General features: G+C 39.5%; 20 protein-coding genes and 1 other annotated feature. Of the genes, 2 read left to right on the top strand and 18 right to left on the bottom strand.

What is annotated here, in order from left to right:
- Positions 1–2 precede the first annotated feature (2 nt).
- Both lhgO and AACV01_RS04500 read left to right on the top strand, forming a co-directional pair.
- Positions 3–1,205 carry an L-2-hydroxyglutarate oxidase gene (gene lhgO / locus AACV01_RS04505; protein ID WP_004242630.1) on the top strand — a complete coding sequence of 401 codons (1,203 nt, stop codon included), beginning with the start codon at positions 3–5 and terminating at the stop codon, positions 1,203–1,205.
- A 580-nt stretch (positions 1,206–1,785) separates the two neighbouring features.
- Complete coding sequence (locus tag AACV01_RS04500; protein WP_004242629.1) at positions 1,786–2,154, top strand: helix-turn-helix domain-containing protein; 369 nt, start codon at positions 1,786–1,788, stop codon at positions 2,152–2,154.
- A 116-nt stretch (positions 2,155–2,270) separates the two neighbouring features.
- On the opposite strand, the gene AACV01_RS04495 is transcribed toward AACV01_RS04500, so the two are convergent.
- From AACV01_RS04495 to infC, 18 genes are all read right to left on the bottom strand, one after another.
- The gene (locus AACV01_RS04495; protein WP_017827232.1) at positions 2,271–3,290 is read right to left on the bottom strand and encodes a lipoate--protein ligase A; all 1,020 of its coding nucleotides are present in this window, start codon (positions 3,288–3,290) and stop codon (positions 2,271–2,273) included.
- 77 nt (positions 3,291–3,367) lie between these two features.
- Complete coding sequence (locus tag AACV01_RS04490; RefSeq protein ID WP_012367837.1) at positions 3,368–3,859, bottom strand: NlpC/P60 family protein; 492 nt, start codon at positions 3,857–3,859, stop codon at positions 3,368–3,370.
- Positions 3,860–4,006: 147 nt separating this feature from the next.
- Entirely contained in the window at positions 4,007–4,408 is a 402-nt protein-coding gene (gene arnF / locus AACV01_RS04485; protein ID WP_004242625.1) for a 4-amino-4-deoxy-L-arabinose-phosphoundecaprenol flippase subunit ArnF, read from the bottom strand.
- Positions 4,405–4,746 carry a 4-amino-4-deoxy-L-arabinose-phosphoundecaprenol flippase subunit ArnE gene (gene arnE, locus AACV01_RS04480; RefSeq protein ID WP_004247948.1) on the bottom strand — a complete coding sequence of 114 codons (342 nt, stop codon included), beginning with the start codon at positions 4,744–4,746 and terminating at the stop codon, positions 4,405–4,407. The genes arnF and arnE overlap by 4 nt, the downstream gene beginning before the upstream one ends.
- Positions 4,746–6,407 (bottom strand): lipid IV(A) 4-amino-4-deoxy-L-arabinosyltransferase, encoded by a 1,662-nt coding sequence (arnT, locus tag AACV01_RS04475; RefSeq protein ID WP_004247947.1) that lies wholly within the window; start codon positions 6,405–6,407, stop codon positions 4,746–4,748. The genes arnE and arnT overlap by 1 nt, the downstream gene beginning before the upstream one ends.
- 7 nt (positions 6,408–6,414) lie before the next feature.
- Positions 6,415–7,308: a 4-deoxy-4-formamido-L-arabinose-phosphoundecaprenol deformylase gene (gene arnD, locus AACV01_RS04470; protein WP_004242622.1), complete on the bottom strand. Its 894-nt coding sequence runs from the start codon at positions 7,306–7,308 to the stop codon at positions 6,415–6,417.
- Positions 7,308–9,290 (bottom strand): bifunctional UDP-4-amino-4-deoxy-L-arabinose formyltransferase/UDP-glucuronic acid oxidase ArnA, encoded by a 1,983-nt coding sequence (gene arnA / locus AACV01_RS04465; protein ID WP_004242621.1) that lies wholly within the window; start codon positions 9,288–9,290, stop codon positions 7,308–7,310. The genes arnD and arnA overlap by 1 nt, the downstream gene beginning before the upstream one ends.
- Entirely contained in the window at positions 9,290–10,270 is a 981-nt protein-coding gene (gene arnC / locus AACV01_RS04460; RefSeq protein WP_004242618.1) for an undecaprenyl-phosphate 4-deoxy-4-formamido-L-arabinose transferase, read from the bottom strand. The genes arnA and arnC overlap by 1 nt, the downstream gene beginning before the upstream one ends.
- Positions 10,270–11,415, bottom strand: coding sequence for a UDP-4-amino-4-deoxy-L-arabinose aminotransferase (gene arnB / locus AACV01_RS04455; protein WP_036894814.1), 1,146 nt, complete (start codon positions 11,413–11,415; stop codon positions 10,270–10,272). The genes arnC and arnB overlap by 1 nt, the downstream gene beginning before the upstream one ends.
- Positions 11,416–11,549: 134 nt before the next feature.
- Positions 11,550–12,299 carry a vitamin B12 ABC transporter ATP-binding protein BtuD gene (locus AACV01_RS04450; RefSeq protein WP_161682496.1) on the bottom strand — a complete coding sequence of 250 codons (750 nt, stop codon included), beginning with the start codon at positions 12,297–12,299 and terminating at the stop codon, positions 11,550–11,552.
- A 1-nt stretch (position 12,300) separates the two neighbouring features.
- Positions 12,301–13,335 (bottom strand): vitamin B12 ABC transporter permease BtuC, encoded by a 1,035-nt coding sequence (btuC, locus tag AACV01_RS04445; protein WP_060554626.1) that lies wholly within the window; start codon positions 13,333–13,335, stop codon positions 12,301–12,303.
- Between the two features lie 283 nt (positions 13,336–13,618).
- On the bottom strand, positions 13,619–13,915 hold the full coding sequence (gene ihfA / locus AACV01_RS04440) for an integration host factor subunit alpha (protein ID WP_004242612.1): 297 nt from the start codon (positions 13,913–13,915) through the stop codon (positions 13,619–13,621).
- Between the two features lie 4 nt (positions 13,916–13,919).
- Positions 13,920–16,307 carry a phenylalanine--tRNA ligase subunit beta gene (gene pheT / locus AACV01_RS04435; protein ID WP_161682494.1) on the bottom strand — a complete coding sequence of 796 codons (2,388 nt, stop codon included), beginning with the start codon at positions 16,305–16,307 and terminating at the stop codon, positions 13,920–13,922.
- A gap of 14 nt (positions 16,308–16,321) precedes the next feature.
- Positions 16,322–17,305, bottom strand: coding sequence for a phenylalanine--tRNA ligase subunit alpha (gene pheS, locus AACV01_RS04430; RefSeq protein ID WP_004242610.1), 984 nt, complete (start codon positions 17,303–17,305; stop codon positions 16,322–16,324).
- Between the two features lie 102 nt (positions 17,306–17,407).
- Positions 17,408–17,530 (bottom strand) — a sequence feature (Phe leader region).
- Positions 17,482–17,529: a pheST operon leader peptide PheM gene (gene pheM / locus AACV01_RS17845; protein WP_120655563.1), complete on the bottom strand. Its 48-nt coding sequence runs from the start codon at positions 17,527–17,529 to the stop codon at positions 17,482–17,484. (Overlaps the previous feature by 48 nt.)
- A gap of 99 nt (positions 17,531–17,629) precedes the next feature.
- Positions 17,630–17,986 (bottom strand): 50S ribosomal protein L20, encoded by a 357-nt coding sequence (rplT, locus tag AACV01_RS04425; RefSeq protein ID WP_004242609.1) that lies wholly within the window; start codon positions 17,984–17,986, stop codon positions 17,630–17,632.
- Between the two features lie 42 nt (positions 17,987–18,028).
- Entirely contained in the window at positions 18,029–18,226 is a 198-nt protein-coding gene (rpmI, locus tag AACV01_RS04420; protein ID WP_004242608.1) for a 50S ribosomal protein L35, read from the bottom strand.
- Between the two features lie 94 nt (positions 18,227–18,320).
- Positions 18,321–18,860, bottom strand: a complete 540-nt coding sequence (infC, locus tag AACV01_RS04415; RefSeq protein ID WP_012367833.1) for a translation initiation factor IF-3 — start codon at positions 18,858–18,860, stop codon at positions 18,321–18,323.
- Between the last annotated feature and the right edge of the window lies 1 nt (position 18,861).

Below are 18,861 nucleotides of genomic sequence, written 5' to 3'. Positions count from 1 at the left end.
ATATGGGTAGTATTATGACTTATGACGTAATTATCATCGGTGCAGGATTAGTAGGATTAGGGGTTGCCAGTGCATTACAAGAAAGCCAACCTGAGCTTAAAGTACTGGTGATTGATAAGGAATCTGGCCCCGCCGTTCATCAAAGTGGCCATAACAGCAATGTTGTTCATTCGGGGATTTACTATACACCAGGAAGCTTAAAGGCAAGACTCGCTAAGCAAGGTAACATCACGACTTACAATTTTTGTAAACAGCATCATCTCTATTACGATCGTTGTGGCAAAGTGATTGTGGCAACTGATGAAAAAGAGCTACCAGCATTAGAAAATATCTATCAACGCGGAATACAAAATGGCCTTGAAGTGATTAAAATGACCGAGAGCGAGCTAAAAGCCAGAGAGCCTTATGTTAATGGTATTGCTGCTTTGCTTGTTCCTGATGCCGGTATTGTCAATTATCCGGAAATTGCCGCCAAACACGTTGAAATCATTCAAGCTCGAGGTGGAGTATTTGCCTTTAACCAAGCAGTAAATGCGATTAATGAAACGGACGAAACGGTAACAGTCACCACGTCCACAACACAATTTACCGCAAAGTGGCTGATTAATTGTGCTGGATTATTTAGTGATCGGGTAGCAAAAATGGCGGGCTACGATACTGGCATGAAGATAGTTCCCTTTCGTGGCGAATATTTTATGCTCAACTCAAATAAAAATTATTTAGTTAATCATCTTATTTATCCTGTGCCGAATCCTGATTTCCCATTTTTAGGTGTCCATTTTACACGTATGTATAACGGGCATCGTGACGTAGGCCCTAATGCCGTATTAGCCTTTAAACGTGAAGGCTACAAGAAAAGTGATATTGACTTAAAAGATCTCACTGAAGTACTAACCTATAAAGGATTTTGGAAAATAGCCGGAAATTATTTAGGTGAAGGGATGGCCGAATTACGTCGTTCCTATTCACGTAAGCTGTTTGCCCAAAATGCACAAAAGCTTATTCCTGCTCTACGTGAAGCAGATATTCACCCTGGCCCGGCAGGTGTACGCGCCCAAGCTTTAACTCGCGAAGGAAAATTAGTCGATGATTTTCACTTTGTTAAAGGCAAACGTTCATTACATGTATGTAATGCCCCTTCTCCTGCCGCAACAGCATCGATTGAAATTGGTCGTGAAATTGTAAGAGAGCATTTTTTATTATAAAAAATCTTTCGTCTCACTCGCAGAGTGTCTCCCGTTGTCTGCGAGTGAGCTTATTTAGCATATCTGCTTTTATCTTCTGCTCCTGTCTACAATCCCCCCTATGCAATAACCGTTTTTTGACAGATTTATGTTAGCCTCTATATATTGATAAAAGCACCTTAAACAACCAAGTATCAATACTTATTTTAATTAGAAATATTAATCATTAAAAAAACGATTTCAACCAATAAAATTGGATTTGAAATACATCTTCATCAATGATTTAATTGATTTTTTATCAAAAAATATAACAGTCTGCAAAACAACAGCTATAACAAAATTTAGCGATTGTTAAATAATAGAGTAAATTCAATAAAATAAAATGCGCCAATTTTATAAAACTTATCACTTTCTTTTTGATAGACTATCTATCAATCATTGTTTATTACTTATCTCTATTGCTTTGATAATGATTATCAATCATAAAAAGCACTTTTTGCCTACCTATTATTTCCTCTATGCTTAAAATAGATTACAAATAACATACGTTACTATTCTATTTAATTGGGCACTATGTCCCCACCTATTGTGGGAGGTTTTTATGGCTGAAAATGTCGTTAATGATATTCTGAAATGGTTAGAAACTCAGTTACAACGTAATGAGGGTATAAAGATTGATACGATTGCAAATAAAAGTGGCTACTCGAAGTGGCATTTGCAACGTATTTTTAAAGATTTTAAAGGTTGCACATTAGGCGAATATGTACGTAAACGTCGCTTATTGGAAGCAGCAAAGTCTTTACAAGAAAAAGACATGTCCATTTTAGATATTGCTTTGATGTATGGCTTTAGTTCCCAAGCAACATTTACTCGTATCTTTAAAAAACACTTCAACACTACACCAGCTAAATTTAGAGAACATGGTGAGTTACCAGATACACGTCGTTTTATGTCATGTGAAAATAGCTAATATAGCCAGAAGTATTGACTGACAAAACAAAGCGGGAAAACATCATGTTTTCCCGCTTTGTTTATTATATCAAACCATTTTATTGTCAGTCGTTTTCTTAAATAGATAATAATCAATTAAGAAAGCGCATGAACAAGCCACTGTTGCAGCTCTTCAAGCTCTGATTGGTTATTTGGGTACTGCTCTATTAATTGCGCTAATAGTCTTTTCATCGAACTAGAAGCATAACGCTGTCCAACTAACATCTGCGATAACTTTTCTAATGGTGCGGGATCTAAACTGTCGGTATAAATTTGGCTTCTAATAATCGTACCGCGTTCAATATCAAAGTGCAGCTCAACACCACCCCATTTAAAGCGATTATCTAATAGATGTGAAAACGCAGGCGCTTGACCAAAATTCCACTCCCAACTACTTTGTTTTGCAAATGTTTCTGCAAAACCCGGTAAATCAGGTAATTTTTGTGGTGAAATAATTTCAGCTTCAACACGCTCACCATAATAGTCAAAAAAACTGTCAGTAATCGCTTGGCATAACTTTTCATGAGTTATATCGGGTTTTAATTCCACTAAATTAGTGACACGAGAGCGCACCGAAGTGATCCCTTTCGCCTGTAGTTTTTTCGGATCTGGATTTAAATAGTTAGCTAAACGAGATAAATCAGCATTAATTAATAAAGTACCATGATGAAAACCACGATCTTTTGTTTCTTTATAGGCTGAGCCAGAAATTTTTCTTTCACCATCAGCCAATGGTACGACTAAATCATTTCGTCCTGATGCCGTTGCTTGTATGCCGGCTTTCGATAACCCATCTAAAATAATTTGCGTCGAAATGGTTTTATTATATTCGGGTTTGCCTGCCATAAAGGTAAAACAGGTATTACCTAGATCATGAAATACTGCACCGCCACCACTTGAGCGACGCGCCAATTTCACACCATCTTCTTCCATTTTTCGGGTATTACACTCTTTCCATGGGTTTTGTGCTCGACCAATCACCACAGTATTATCATTACGCCATAAAAAAAGGACTCGTTGATCAGCTGGCATCTGTTTAAAAATGCACTCTTCAACCGCAAGGTTAAACCATGGATCATAAGACTCAGAAAGAAGTAGACGCAATTTGCCTGACATAAGATATCCCTATATGAAAAAAGTTAGCTATAAGATAGCATAACACTCAGTAGGTTAGCGCCTTCAATGGCACAAAATTACAATCGACGAGCCTGCCAGAAAGTTTTTTTCCAATAGGCATTATCTAATGATGAACGAATAACGCCTTTACTGGTAGAAGCATGAATAAAGGTATTGTCAGTATCATAAATACCAACATGAAGCCCGTTATCCCCTCCTCCTGTTTTGAAAAATACTAAATCACCAGGCATCAAATCACTTTTACTAATTTGTGTACCATATTTAGTTTGATCGATAGTCATTCTTGGCAGTTGTATATCAAAACGATCACTATAAGTCCTATACACAAACCCTGAGCAATCAATACCTGATGGGCTCATGCCACCATAGCGATAAGGCGTACCATACCATTGCTCTAGCTGAGATTTTAATTGCACAATGACCATAATAGGATCAGAAAGTTGCGTTTTTAACGGGGGCGCGGGTGGGAGACGCTTAGAGGGACTCGATGAGCATCCAGCTAGCAGAATAATACAGAGTAAGAAAGAATAAAAAGTAGGCTTTCTCATTGCATCCACCCAATTATTGACAATAGATTTAAAATCTATCTGCTTTTTTACGTAAAAACAAGTGATTGAAGGTGAATACACAAGCATTGATAGTGTCAATCGCACAATAGCTCACTTTAAAGAGAAAATAACACTTGATCAGTTAAGCTAATGCGATGTTGTTTGCTCCGTTTTTTGGCTTATTAACCAAACACCTAGCATAATAAAAATGATACCTATTGTTTTAGACCACGACAGTGTTTCTTGAAACCAAGGTAAGACCACCGCGAGAATATAAACAAAGACATAGCTAAGGCTGATGAGTGGATAAGCTTTGTTTAGGGGGATTGTACGTAAAGTCAATAACCAACAAACCATTGACAGTACGTAGCCAATCAGTCCCACGAAAACAACGCTGATAGGTATTATGTTTGCCCATAACCAATGAAGATCAAACCACTGTTTTTCTAATTGCAGATCAGGTAATTCTGACATACCTATTTTTAACAGTAGTTGTGCAACTGTGACTAATAATGCGCTGGCGATAGCCCATAAGTAACCGGTTTTCATGACTGCATACTCATCAACACAATACCTAACATAATCGAGGCAATACCAATCCAATGTTTCACATTAACCGTCTCTTTATAGATAAATTGGCCTATCAAAGTGACGACAATAAAGTTAATACTCAACATCGGATAAGCAATACTAAGTGGGAGGATTTGCAGTAAACGTAACCAAAATAACATGCCAAAGCCTAGCATAGCGATGGCAGTAATAAGCCAGAAAATCGTCTTTCTGGCTTTAGTGGTTGAATTATTTTGCCAACTCACCACTGCTTGTTTCTGACAAACTTGGCCAATACAGGTTAGCAAACTAACAATAAGTAACAAAAAAAAGGCCATTACTTACGTTTCTCATAGGTCAAAATAGCCATACGACGATTCGTCACTAACTCTTCAGGTCGTGGCATCTGTGCCAGTTTCTTCGGATCTTTATAAGTGATCACCACAGAGACATTACCTTCTTTTCTGGCATTTTCTAACCATTGCTCAAAACTTTCAGGTTTTAGTAATCTATGTTGAGAATCTGGATATTCAATTCCATAGGTTAATTCCCCTGTTCTCTCATAAAGGTAGATATCGCTACGTTGCAATTCCCAAGCTAATCCAGCCCCCACACCAACGCTGTTACTGACTATATATTTGCTCGCATTGAGGGTATCGATATTTTGGCGAATAAACTCTTGCGGTAATTTACCATCAATAGAGCTATTGGGAATGGCTTGCCCAATACATAAGCTTACCCCTAAAGAGCAAGAGGCTGCCCATAGCCAATGTTTACCATTTAATGTAGAGCAGAGATAACCAATGATGCCCCATAATGAGAAAGCGACAATCGCTAATACCCATTTGGACCATTCATAAGGCATATAGATAGGTTTAGAAGAAACCAATTGAATAATTAATATCGCAACAACAGCAGCAACACCAATAAAAATATTAATATAGCCATTAATGCGCAGTGCTTTCATTTTAAATTTTCTAGCACAGTCTACACCGTATTTGGCCATTAGCATCGCCAACGGTCCCATAAATGGCAACATGTAAGTAGGTAATTTACCTTTCGCGATACTAAAAAATAGGAAAGGTACTACAAACCAACATAGTAAGAAAAAGAGTTCAGGACGCTTACGGCGCTTCTTCCATGCACTAGTTAGTGCCCCTGGTAATAATCCAAGCCAAGGAATAACACCCAGTAAAATTATAGGGATGTAATACCAGAAAGGAGAACTATGCTGAGCATCATCACCAGAAAAACGCTGGATATGCTCAACCCAAAAGAAATAGTGCCAATAATCAGGCTCAGCCTTCGCCACCGCTAAAACCCATGGCAAGCTAATTAACGCCGCACTTAAAACAGCAAGCACACCATAGAGTAACATCCGAGTGAACTGTTTTTGGTAAAGGGTTACAGGGATCATCACGATAACAGGGATAGCTAATGCCAAAAAGCCTTTGGTCATAAAGGCCATACCACAAGCTAAACCTAGCGTTATCCATGCCAGTATACGCGTTTTTACCGTGGTTGCTTTCAACGCCCAAAAACAACACACCATACTTGCAGTAACCCAAAGCGCTAACATCGGATCAAGTACGCTATAAGTTCCGACGCTAAACACCAAAAACATGGATAAATAAATTAAGCTAGCCACAAAAGCGACTTGACGATTACGCCACATCATCCGTGCTAATAAATAAATAAGTAGCGCACTTAATAGGATAGAAATAACTGAACCAAAGCGTACGGCAAAATTGGTGTGGCCAAATATTAACTGGCTAATATTATTAATCCAGTAACCTGCTACTGGTTTTTCAAAATAGCGGATATCAAGCATATGGGGAACAATCCAGTTCCCGCTCACCACCATTTCACGGCTAATTTCCGCATAACGTGTTTCATCAGGTTGCCATAATAACCGGCTGTTCAATGGAAATAAGTAGGTAAGAACAAAAAAAAGAGCCAAGAGGATGGCCCCGATTTTACTCGCCCGGTTATTCAACATAGTTTTGTTAGACCTCTTGTTGGCACCCTAACCAGCCTTCTCGACCTGGAAAGTCAGATCGGACAACTTTACCCATCGGAAGCATGTCTATATCTTGTGGTAGTAGATGGCTTAATGGACAGAATTCGATGCCTTCGTTTGCAATCATTGCCAATAACTGCTCAAATTGAGCCGCTTTTGACATTCCCTCAACTTCGGTATGAATAGTATAAACAGGTATACCCTGATCTTTTTTGATTTCATCAATAATAAATTGATTAAAATCTTCGTCCTTTACCTTAGTACCGACCACTTCATCATAAGTTGGTAATGTTACTGGAATTTGCACTGTACCGATAGAACCATTTTCTAGAACTGGCCTAAATGGATGCGTTCCCCGACAATCACTATTGTAGTCAAATTGGAAAGCTTCTTTAACCATTAAAACACGTTCATCAGCACGCCACCCAGCAACCGCAGAACATTTTACAGGTTTTTCAAGTGCTTTTTCCAGTGCTTCTACACCTAAACGAACCTGTTGCATTAATTCTTCTGTTGACCAACGGCCTACTTTAGCTTGCCAACCTTGATGATCCCATGAGTGTAATCCGACTTCATGCCCCGCATCTTGGGTTTGTTTCATCAAATAGCCTAAATTTTTGGCAATTTTTTTACCCGGCCACGCCGTACCGGCCAATAGAATATCCAGTCCATATAATGAAGCGGCATTCGACCTTAGCATTTTCCACAGAAATTTCGGTTTTAAAAGGCGCCATAAATGGCGCCCCATATTATCTGGACCGACACTGAAGAAAAAGCTGGCCTGAATGTTATGCTTGTTAAAGACATCCAGCAATTGTGGAATACCTTCTTTTGTACCTCGATAAGTATCCACATCGACTCTCAAGCCAACTTTCTTCATTACTTATTACCTAACTCTTCAACTGCACCACGTAAGAAGAAGTCTAATGTCTCTTCTACCGTTTGGCGTGTTTCGATAGTTGGTTTCCAATCTAATAGACGCTCAGCATTTTTGATGCTTGGTTTGCGGTGTTCAACATCTTGATAGCCTTTACCGTAGTAGCTGCTACTTTCGATTTTCTTGAAGCCAGCAAATGGAGGGAAGTGACCGCGTAACTCATGTTTTTCAAAGCAATCTAACAGCATTTCTGCTAGCTCACGAATACTAGCTTCGTTAGTTGGGTTACCGATATTGATGATCTGACCATCACATTTGTTATCACGATTTTCAATAATGCGGAATAATGCTTCAATACCATCATTGATATCAGTGAAACAACGTTTTTGCTCACCACCATCAACCAGTTTAATCGGTGAGCCTTCCACTAGGTTCAAAATTAACTGAGTAATTGCACGAGAGCTACCAATACGCGCTGAATTTAAGTTATCAAGACGTGGCCCCATCCAGTTAAATGGACGGAATAAAGTGAATTTCAGCCCTTCTTTAGCACCATAAGCCCAAATAACTCGGTCTAATAACTGTTTAGAAACAGAGTAAATCCAACGTTGTTTATTAATAGGACCGACGATTAAGCGTGAATTATCTTCATCGAACTCTTTATCATCACACATACCGTATACTTCTGATGTGGATGGGAAAATAATACGTTTATTGTATTTAACACAATAACGAACAATTTTTAAGTTCTCTTCAAAGTCTAATTCAAATACACGTAATGGATTACGGGTATATTCAATCGGTGTTGCAATCGCTACTAATGGCAAGATCACATCACATTTCTTGATGTGATACTCAATCCATTCTGTATGAATGCTGACATCACCTTCAATAAAGTGGAAACGAGGGTTACCAATAAAGCGTTCAATTGCTGATGAACCGATATCCATACCGTAGATATCATAGTTACCATCTTTTAATAAACGCTCAGTTAGGTGGTTACCAATAAAGCCATTGACACCTAAAATCAGTACACGTTGACGACGTTTCACTTGTGCTGTTGCTTTTGGTCCAACGCGTACATCTGTCACGATCCCCATTTCAGTGGCTAAACGGCTGCCTTGAACATAAAGACCATTTTCACTTTGACCTGTGATAACTTCAATTGCACCTTTCGCACATGCGATAACTAAAGGCTCAGTCGAAATAACAGTACCCGGACGTTTACCTTGGTTATCTGCCACTGGACGTGCACGCCAGATAATCATTTTGCGCTCACCTAAGAAAGTGAAAGCACCTGGGTATGGTTCAGTAACGGCGCGAACTAAATTATGAACCGTTTTAGCATCTGCATTCCAGTCAATTAAACCGTCATCAGCACAACGACGACCATAATAAGTTGCTTGGCTTTCATCTTGCGCTGTTGTTGAATAGTTACCTGAGGCGATATGCGGTAACGTATGAGCCATTAATTTCGCCGCAGCTTCTCTGACTTTTTCATGTAAAATTAATGAAGTATCAGTATCTTCAATCGTTACTTTTTCTTGTGCAACGATATCACCAGCATCTGCTTTAGCCGTCATTTTATGTAAAGTGACACCTGTTTCAGTTTCACCATTAACAATGGCCCAATTGATAGGTGCACGACCGCGATATTTAGGTAATAAAGAGCCATGTAAATTAAATGCACCTTTAGGTGCTAAATTCAGGATCTCATCGCTTAGCATATGGCGATAATAGAAAGAGAAAATGACATCTGGCTTCATCTCACGAATACGCTCAATCCATAATGGATGATTAACGTTTTCTGGAGCAAACACGGTTAATCCCATTTCTGCGCTAACACGCGCTACGGATGAGAAGAAATGATTTTCGTTAGGATCGTCAGTATGGGTAAATACAGCTTGAATATCGAAACCCGCTTTTTCAAGTGCTTTTAAACCAACACAGCCAATATCATGATAGGCAAATACTATTGCTTTCATTAGTCTTCTTCCTGATTTTTGTTGGGTTTTTTAACGCCAACCACTTTTTGGATAAAATACCGAGGACGCGCTCTTACATCATTATAAATTCGGCCTATATATTCACCTAATAGACCCATTGCAACGAACTGCGCACCGATAAACATGAATAAGATAGCAAAGAGTGTAAACACTCCGTCTGCCGCCCAAATTGCACCGAAAATAAGTCGTAGTACAATCAGTAATACGGCAAGTAAAAAGCCGGCAACAGCAATCACACTACCTACGACACTTAATAAACGTAATGGTGCAGTTGTCAGACAGGTTAATAAGTCGTACATCAAATTGATGAGTTTTAAGAAACTGTATTTTGAATCACCATATTCACGCTCAGCGTGAGCGACTTCAATTTCAATCGTACGACGAGCGAAGGTATTCGCTAAAATTGGGATAAAAGTACTACGCTCATGGCATTGCAACATCGCATCAATAATATGACGACGATATGCTCTTAACATACAACCATAATCCCCCATTGAACGACCTGTTGCCTTGGTTATCATGGCATTAATCATTTTAGAGGCCGTTTTACGAAACCACGAATCTTGACGGTTACGGCGTCGAGTTCCGACAACATCATACCCCTCTTCTGCGGTTGCCACTAAACGGGGGATCTCCTCTGGTGGGTTTTGTAAATCAGCATCTAAGGTAATGACTAAATCCCCATCAGCTTGGTTAAAACCCGCCATAATAGCGGAGTGTTGACCATAGTTGCGATTTAAAATAATCGCAATAACATGGTTATCTTCAATGTTGGCAGCTTCTTCTAGCATTTTTGCTGAATTATCACTGCTTCCGTCATCAACAAGGATCAGCTCATACTCTTGTTCTAACTGTTTACAGCTTTTGATTGTTCGCTCTAAAAGCTGTGGGAGACTCTCTTCCTCGTTATAAACGGGAATAACGACTGATACTTTATTGATTTTTTCAAATGTTGACACTAGATATGCTCCGAAAGAATTTCATTGATCGCATCGACAACGCGAATAACATCTTTATTGCTCATATCAGGAAACAGCGGCAGCGAGCATAACGTTGCAGAGTTCCATTCTGATTGAGGAAGGGATAACGAAGGGTAGCGCTCACGATAATATTTTTGTGTATGCGCAGCACGGAAATGAAGCCCTGTACCAATCTCTTTTTGTTTGAGTTTTTCCATAAATGTATCACGATCGATACCACAGGCATTTTTATCAACTCTGACCATAAAGAGATGGTTAGCATGTAAGTGTGGATATTCCGGCACACTTAACATTTCCAATGGTGAATCTTGAAGTTTTTCACGATAAAGGGCAACTAACTCAGCACGTTTAGCATTCATTTCTTCTAAGCGACTTAATTGCACTACCGCGATAGCAGCATGAATATCCGAGAGATTATATTTATAACCAGGCTCAACGACTTCCGCTTGAGGTTTACGTCCTTGGATTTGACGATCAAAAGCATCAACACCCAAACCATGAAATTTTAAGCAACGGACTCGATTGGCTAATTCATCATCGTCCGTAACAACTAATCCACCTTCGGCACAAGTGACATTTTTAATGGCATGAAAAGAAAAAATAGAAGTTCCCTTCTCACCTATCCATTCATCTTTATATCGAGTACCTATCGCATGTGCTGCATCTTCAATCAGAGGAATGCCCGCCTCATCAGCAACCGCTCTTAGTGCATCAAGATCACAAGGCGCTCCGGCATAATGCACAGGGATGATTGCTTTGGTTCTTGGGGTAATCGCTTTTTTTACCGATTCAGCGCTGACCATTAATGTGTCACGATCAATATCGACCATTACTGGCTCTGCGCCTAATAACGTAATGATATTGATAGTTGATACCCAAGTTTGGGAAGGTGTAATAACTTCATCACCAGGCCCTATTCCCATTGCCATCAAAACAACATGCATACCCGCTGTTGCAGAACAAACCGCAATAGCATGTTTGCTACCAAATTTTTCACAAAAATCTTGTTCTAGCTGATGATTTTGGGGACCTGTTGTGATCCAGCCGGAGCGTAAAACGCTTTCAACTGCTTTAATCTCTTCATCCCCGATAGCAGGACGGGAGAATGGAAGAAAGTGACTCATAAAAATGTAGCCTAATTAATGAATGAATAAAAACTAATTATATACAATTTGCTGTTTCACAGCACCCGTTGTTATTAAGAAAGCCTTAAAGAAGGCTTAATAATTTCCGATGCGCAGACTCTGACTCAATAACATCACTCTATTACTTGCCAAATTACACTATTTGCTGATCTATTACATCTAATCTTAGTATTAAATGTAGTAGATAATAAATTTTCATCCAACAAAAGTGCTGAGTCACCTGAGTTGATTATTGTTCCCTCTAACATAAACCATAACTTATCTGCTTTTAGATAAGAATGATTCAAATCATGAGTACTCATAATAATACTGCCACCTTGTAGACAAAATTTATCTAGCCATTTATCCAATAAAGTAAGTTGTACAATATCTAAATTATTTGTCGGCTCATCAAGCATCATTAATTTTCCTGTTAAATCATCGCTTGACCATAATTGTATAAAAGTGGCAACAATCCGAACGCGTTGCCATTCCCCACCAGATAAATGATGAATATTTTTTGACAATAATTTATTGATTTGAAAATCGCTTAATAGTGCATTCAATTCTTGAATATCCATTTTTGATAACTGATAGGATAAAGAAAGATAATGAAACACTGGCATAAATGGCAAAGCTAACGATTGTTGTCTAACAACGCTTTGTATTCTAGAAAGTTCGACAATTTTATAATCTCTCATTGAAGTTTCGTTTAAAAATATATTTCCAACGTATGAAACTTCACCAGCAATGGCCATTAACAACGTACTTTTACCCGCCCCATTCGCGCCAATTAAATGAATGCGTTCGCCATCATTAACTTGTTCAGTAATACCATATAGTCTTTTATTGACAGCTAATTTATATAGTTTTAATTGTGCCATATTATAAGCGCTCCATCTGTTTAGTGGCTAATAACCAAATAAAAAGAGGTGCGCCTAAGGTGGCAGTTATCACGCCAATAGGGACTTCTGCGCCATTTAACATCAGCCTTGATATTAAATCAGCGAATATCAGTAAACTCGCTCCTGTTAAAGCACAGCCCGGTAACAAGGTTTTATAATGTGTGATACCAGACAATCGTAATAAATGCGGTACAATCAACCCGACAAAACTAATTGCGCCGGCTAGAGCAACGCTAAAACCAATTAATAAACCAACGGTTAAAATAAACCAATTACGCCATATAATCACAGAAATGCCGAGTTTTTTGGCTTCAAAACTCCCCAGAGAAAGGTAATTTAAAATATCGGCTTGCCAAATAAGAAGTGTGATGATTGGAAGTAATGCCCAAAATAATATTTGGTGACGCCAGTCAATGCCACTAAAGCTCCCCATAAGCCAGTACATTAATTGTCTTAAATCTAACGCAGAGCTAAAATAGACCAGCCAAGTCATAACAGCACTTGCTAATACCCCTAATGCTACGCCTATTAATAATAATTGAGCATTAGATAGTTTTTTTATTTGTGAGAAAAACATTAATAAGCAGGTGATCCCCAAAGCCCCTAATATCGCGGCACTGCTTATTAACCAGTATGCAGTTCCTAATTGGAAAACAATCAGTAACACAACACAAACACCCGCACCACTGCTTACACCTAAAAGTCCCGGCTCTGCTAACGGATTTTCAAAGATTGCCTGCATAATGGCACCAGCAATCGCTAAGCTTGCGCCAACCATCATCACAGCCAATATTCTTGGAAGCCTAATTTGCCAAATAAATAAACTAGCTTCTTCAGTGAGCCATTTATTGGGGAATAACCAAATTTCACCGGCTGAAAGTGAGATAACAATAAGAACAAATAAAACTAACGCCAGCAAAGTGAGTTTTAGCTTATCACTAATTTGCTGTTTGTTTCGTAATTGATTAAGCGGATCATCATATTGATTATTCATATTGTTTAGTAAATAGCCCATAAATTACGCTATTTTTATAAATATATTGCTAATAAATGTAGGGCAACATAACACAGTCCCTTTCAATGAAGAAAATTAAATTTTCTATCTTAAAGAAATAAACCTTCCAGTATGATTAATTTTAAACCAATGATTATTCCCCTCAAGCACATCTTATTTAAACAATAAAATGACTATTAGGCGCTTATCACAGATAAGCAAAAGAAAAATAGAAGGAGTAAATCGTAGAAGTAAGTCGCAAAAAAAACGGCTTTCAATAGAAAGCCGTTTTGGTGTTTAAGTATTACTCTTTTGGTGTCGCATTTTCAACCCGGCTTTTTAACTTTTGTCCCGGGCGGAAAGTTACAACACGGCGGGCTGTAATAGGAATATCTTCCCCTGTTTTCGGGTTACGACCTGGGCGCTGATTTTTATCACGTAGGTCAAAGTTTCCGAATCCAGACAGCTTCACCTGTTCTCCATTTTCCAGAGAACGACGCACTTCCTCAAAAAAGGCTTCTACAAGGTCTTTTGCATCGCGTTTGCTAACGCCAAGTTTTTCAAACAGATTTTCTGCCATTTCAGCTTTTGTAAGCGCCATAGGTCTAGTCCCTCAAGGATGCTTGGAATCGCTGTTTCAATGCTGCAACACAGGTATTGACTGTGGCAGCAATCTCATCTTCTTCCAGAGTATGCTCGATATCCTGCAAGATTAAGCTAATAGCGAGGCTCTTATAACCCTCCGCTACTCCCTTACCACAATACACGTCAAATAAGTTTATGCCAACTATTTGATTTCCGCCAACTTTCTTACATTCAGCTAAAATATCTTCTGCAGCCACATCATTTGGAACAACTACAGCGATATCTCTACGATTCGAAGGGAAACGTGAAACAGCTTTCGCTTGCGGTAAATTGCGGTTTGCGATTGCGTCCCAACGTATTTCGAATACTACCGTACGGCCGTTTAAATCAAGTTTACGTTCAAGCTCTGGGTGAACAACACCAATACAGCCAATATATTCATTTCTCAGATAAATCTCAGCACTTTGTCCCGGATGGAGCGCTGAATGATTGGCTGGTTTAAATGTAATTTCATCTAACTGGCCTGTCAATTCCAGAATTGATTCAATATTACCTTTCAAATCAAAGAAATCAACAGTTTGCTTCTCTAAAGTCCAATGTTCTTCATAACGGTTGCCCGCGATCACACCAGCTAGCATAAGTTCCTGACGTATTCCATATTCTGCTTGATTATCAGGAACAAAACGCAGACCTGCTTCAAATAACCTAACTCTAGCCTGTTGACGGTTCTGATTGTAAACCACTGTGGTTAATAATCCGGTCAACAATGACAAACGCATGGCTGACATATCGGCAGAAATTGGGTTAGGTAAGATCAACGCTTCTTCATTAGGATGTAGTAAGCTTTGGATCTTCGGATCAACAAAGCTATAAGTGATAGCTTCTTGGAATCCATTATCAACCAGCATGGTTTTTACACGTTTTAATGGCAGATCCGCTTCACAGTGGTCTGTCATAATCAGATCGGCACGTAAAGGTACATCTGGAATATTGTTATACCCGTAAATACGTGCAACTTCTTCAATTAAGTCTTCTTCAATTTCAACATCAAAACGCCATGAAGGCACAGTGGCTAACCACCCGTCATTTTCAACGGTGACGCCAAAACCTAAACGTGTTAACGAATCAACAACTTGTTCATCATCAATAACATGACCTAATAAACGGTCTAATTTTGCACGTGTTAATTTGATAGGAGCGACATGGGGTAAATAGCTGTCATTGGTGACATCAATAATTTCACCCACTTCACCACCACAAATTTCGAGTAATAATTTCGTTGCTCGCTCAATGGCCTGATATTGCAGCGCTGAATCAACACCACGCTCAAAACGATGAGATGCATCGGTATGTAAACCATAACGACGTGCACGGCCGGTGATCGCTAATGGAGAGAAGAATGCGCACTCTAAAAATACGTTTTTAGTTTCTTCATTAACACCAGAAGATTCACCACCGAAAATACCTGCCATTCCTAATGCTTGTTTTTCATCAGCAATAACCAGTACATCATCTTTTAAGGTGATTTCATTACCATCAAGTAAAGTTAGTTTTTCACCCTCTTTGCCCATACGAACAACCACAGCCCCATCGACATGGTCAAGATCAAACGCATGTAATGGTTGTCCCATTTCAAGTAAGACAAAGTTAGTGATATCAACGATTGGATCGATAGAGCGAATACCACCACGACGTAATTTTTCTTGCATCCATAATGGTGTGTTCGCTTTCACATTCACATTAGTGAAAACACGACCTAAATAGCGAGGACAAGCTTGTGGTGCTTCAACTCGCACAGGAAATGTCGCTGAAGAAGTGGCTACAATTGGTGACATATCAGGGATTTGGCATGTCATTTTATTAATGACCGCGATATCGCGAGCAACACCCATAATACCTAAGCAATCTGCTCGGTTTGGTGTAATGCTGATTTCAATCGCATTATCATTTAATTTTAAGTATTCGCGAATATCGGTACCGATAGGTGCATCAGCAGGTAATTCGATAATGCCTTCATGGTTTTCTGAGATAGCTAATTCAGAAAAAGAGCACAGCATACCTTCTGAAGGCTCACCACGTAGTTTGGCTGCTTTAATTTTAAAGTTACCCGGTAATACCGCCCCAACCGTTGCTACAGCAACTTTTAAGCCTTGGCGACAATTTGGCGCACCACACACGATGTCCAATAAACGCTCACCACCGACATTGACTTTTGTCACTCGTAGTTTATCTGCATTTGGGTGTTGTCCACATTCAACCACTTCACCCACAACAACACCGTGAAAATCACCGGCAACAGGCTCTACACCATCAACTTCAAGGCCAGCCATGGTTAGCTGTTCAGAAAGCTCTTCGCTACTAATTGCTGGGTTTACCCACTCACGTAACCAAAGTTCACTGAATTTCATGAGATAATCCCACCTTATTTAAACTGTTTGAGGAAACGAAGATCATTTTCGAAGAATGAACGTAAATCGGTGACACCGTAACGTAACATAGTTAAGCGTTCCATACCCATCCCGAAAGCAAAACCAGAATAAACTTCAGGATCGATACCTACATTACGCAACACATTTGGATGCACCATACCGCAGCCCAAGACTTCTAACCATTTGCCATTTTTACCCATTACATCAACTTCGGCTGAAGGCTCTGTAAATGGAAAATAAGATGGGCGGAAGCGAATTTCCATATCTTCTTCAAAGAAGTTTTTCAGAAAATCGTGCAGTGTTCCTTTTAAATTAGTGAAGCTAATGTCTTTATCAACAATTAAGCCTTCAACTTGATGGAACATTGGAGTATGAGTTTGGTCATAGTCATTACGATAAACACGGCCAGGTGCAATAATGCGGATCGGTGGCTGTTTATTTTGCATAGTGCGAATTTGTACACCAGAGGTTTGAGTACGCAATAAACGTTTAGCATCAAACCAGAAAGTGTCATGATCAGCTCTTGCAGGGTGATGAGCAGGAATATTTAACGCATCAAAGTTATGATAGTCATCTTCAATTTCAGGGCCTGATTCCACAGAGAACCCTAATTCACCAAAGAAAGTTTCAATACGTTCAATTGTGCGAGTAACAGGGTGCAGACCACCATTTTCAATACGACGTCCAGGCAAAGAGACATCAATTTTCTCAGCCGCTAAACGTTCGTTTAATAGCGCTGATTCCATTTGTTCTTTACGAGCGTTCAGTGCTTGCTGAACCTCTTGTTTTGCCTGATTAATGACCGCTCCAGCAGCTGGACGCTCTTCAGCGGGTAAGTCGCGCAGCGTGGACATCTGGAGCGTTAAATGACCTTTTTTCCCCAAGTATTCAACACGAACCGAATCCAGCGCAGCAACATCCTGTGCCTCTTCGATAGCTGCTTTAGCTTGAGCAACGAGTTCAGCGAGATGTGGCATCGTTTCCTCTTCCTTTGACCTGATGAGGTCTATTAGTTGTTATCAATGATGACGATTAAAAAATTGCCCTTTTGATTTCTGAACTCAAGTTTGAGTACTGAAAACAAAAAAGCCTCCAAAATGGAGGCTCCGGCGCTACTTTTCGTTTCTTTTCTTACGCGCAAAAGCCCCCAAAATTAGGCGCTAAAGTAAAAAAAGAAGCGGAAAAAAGCGATATTTAACATTGAGACATTCTCATTATGTGTAACTTATTGAATTTTACCATTAAGCCACAAATTTAGACAAAATAAAAGAGGGAGTTAACTCCCTCTTCCATTGACTTAATTAAGCCAGAGCACCTTTCGCTTTTTCAACTAAAGCAGCAAATGCAGCTTTGTCGAATACAGCGATATCCGCCAGGATCTTACGGTCGATTTCAATAGATGCTTTTCTTAATCCATTGATGAAACGGCTGTAAGACATGCCGTTCTGACGAGCTGCTGCGTTGATACGCGCAATCCACAGCTGACGGAACTGACGTTTTTTCTGACGACGGTCACGGTACGCATATTGACCAGCTTTGATAACAGCCTGGAAAGCTACACGATATACACGAGAACGTGCACCGTAATAACCTTTAGCTTGCTTTAAAATTTTCTTGTGACGAGCACGGGCGATAACACCACGTTTAGCGCGAGCCATATAACACTCCTAATGTCTATAATTCTGTTAAAAAACTGATACTTATGCGTATGGTAGGCAAGCTACGACCAGGCCTAAATCTCCTTTAGAGATCATACCTTTTGGACGTAAATGACGTTTACGCTTAGTTGATTTTTTAGTCAGAATGTGACGGAGGTTAGCGTGCTTACGCTTAAAACCACCACCTGCAGTCTTTTTAAAGCGTTTAGCTGCACCGCGTACTGTTTTAATCTTTGGCATTTCTATAATCCACTTCGCATTGTTAATAACATAAAATAATAAGGCGAATAGCAGTCAGTCAATAAAGACTGACGCTATTACTTGAATTGCCTAACTATTTCTTCTTCGGCGCTAGCACCATGATCATCTGACGACCTTCAATCTTATTAGGGAAAGATTCAACAGAAGCCAGTTCATCCAAATCTTCACGGATGCGATTAAGCATTTCCATACCGATTTGTTGGTGTGCCATTTCACGACCACGAAAACGCAGTGTGACTTTGGCTTTATCGCCATCTTCAAGAAAACGAATCAGGTTGCGTAGTTTGACCTGATAGTCGCCTTCATCTGTACCAGGACGGAATTTAACTTCCTTGACCTGAATAACCTTTTGTTTCTTTTTCTGTTCTTTGAGAGTCTTACTTTTCTCATAGAGGAATTTGCCGTAGTCCATAATACGACAAACTGGCGGCTCGGCATTAGGACTGATTTCAACTAAATCAGCACCTGCTTCCTCGGCTTTCTCAAGAGCCTCTTTCAGACTAACAACTCCAATCTGTTCGCCGTCTAAACCTGTTAAACGAACTTCATGAGCGCGAATCTCACCATTGATACGATTCTGACGCGTTGATTGAATTCTTTTTCCGCCTTTAATA

This window comes from Proteus sp. G2609 (assembly GCF_963896135.1).
Taxonomy (GTDB): Bacteria; Pseudomonadota; Gammaproteobacteria; order Enterobacterales; family Enterobacteriaceae; genus Proteus; species Proteus mirabilis.
Note: the sequence above shows the minus strand (reverse complement) of the source record. Positions and strands in the feature narration are given on the sequence as shown.

Bases quoted from the DNA above. Each gene is read 5' to 3' on its own strand.
- AACV01_RS04500 (WP_004242629.1), top strand. From the start codon at position 1,786: ATGGCTGAAAATGTCGTTAATGATATTCTGAAATGGTTAGAAACTCAG.
- rplT (WP_004242609.1), bottom strand. From the start codon at position 17,986: ATGGCTCGCGCTAAACGTGGTGTTATCGCCCGTGCTCGTCACAAGAAA.
- arnA (WP_004242621.1), bottom strand. From the start codon at position 9,290: ATGAAAGCAATAGTATTTGCCTATCATGATATTGGCTGTGTTGGTTTA.
- AACV01_RS04495 (WP_017827232.1), bottom strand. From the start codon at position 3,290: ATGTCAGGCAAATTGCGTCTACTTCTTTCTGAGTCTTATGATCCATGG.
- arnD (WP_004242622.1), bottom strand. From the start codon at position 7,308: ATGAAGAAAGTTGGCTTGAGAGTCGATGTGGATACTTATCGAGGTACA.
- AACV01_RS04450 (WP_161682496.1), bottom strand. From the start codon at position 12,299: ATGGCACAATTAAAACTATATAAATTAGCTGTCAATAAAAGACTATAT.
- ihfA (WP_004242612.1), bottom strand. From the start codon at position 13,915: ATGGCGCTTACAAAAGCTGAAATGGCAGAAAATCTGTTTGAAAAACTT.
- pheT (WP_161682494.1), bottom strand. From the start codon at position 16,307: ATGAAATTCAGTGAACTTTGGTTACGTGAGTGGGTAAACCCAGCAATT.
- pheS (WP_004242610.1), bottom strand. From the start codon at position 17,305: ATGCCACATCTCGCTGAACTCGTTGCTCAAGCTAAAGCAGCTATCGAA.
- arnT (WP_004247947.1), bottom strand. From the start codon at position 6,407: ATGTTGAATAACCGGGCGAGTAAAATCGGGGCCATCCTCTTGGCTCTT.
- lhgO (WP_004242630.1), top strand. From the start codon at position 3: ATGGGTAGTATTATGACTTATGACGTAATTATCATCGGTGCAGGATTA.
- arnB (WP_036894814.1), bottom strand. From the start codon at position 11,415: ATGAGTCACTTTCTTCCATTCTCCCGTCCTGCTATCGGGGATGAAGAG.
- arnE (WP_004247948.1), bottom strand. From the start codon at position 4,746: ATGGCCTTTTTTTTGTTACTTATTGTTAGTTTGCTAACCTGTATTGGC.
- rpmI (WP_004242608.1), bottom strand. From the start codon at position 18,226: ATGCCAAAGATTAAAACAGTACGCGGTGCAGCTAAACGCTTTAAAAAG.
- btuC (WP_060554626.1), bottom strand. From the start codon at position 13,335: ATGGGCTATTTACTAAACAATATGAATAATCAATATGATGATCCGCTT.
- arnF (WP_004242625.1), bottom strand. From the start codon at position 4,408: ATGAAAACCGGTTACTTATGGGCTATCGCCAGCGCATTATTAGTCACA.
- AACV01_RS04490 (WP_012367837.1), bottom strand. From the start codon at position 3,859: ATGAGAAAGCCTACTTTTTATTCTTTCTTACTCTGTATTATTCTGCTA.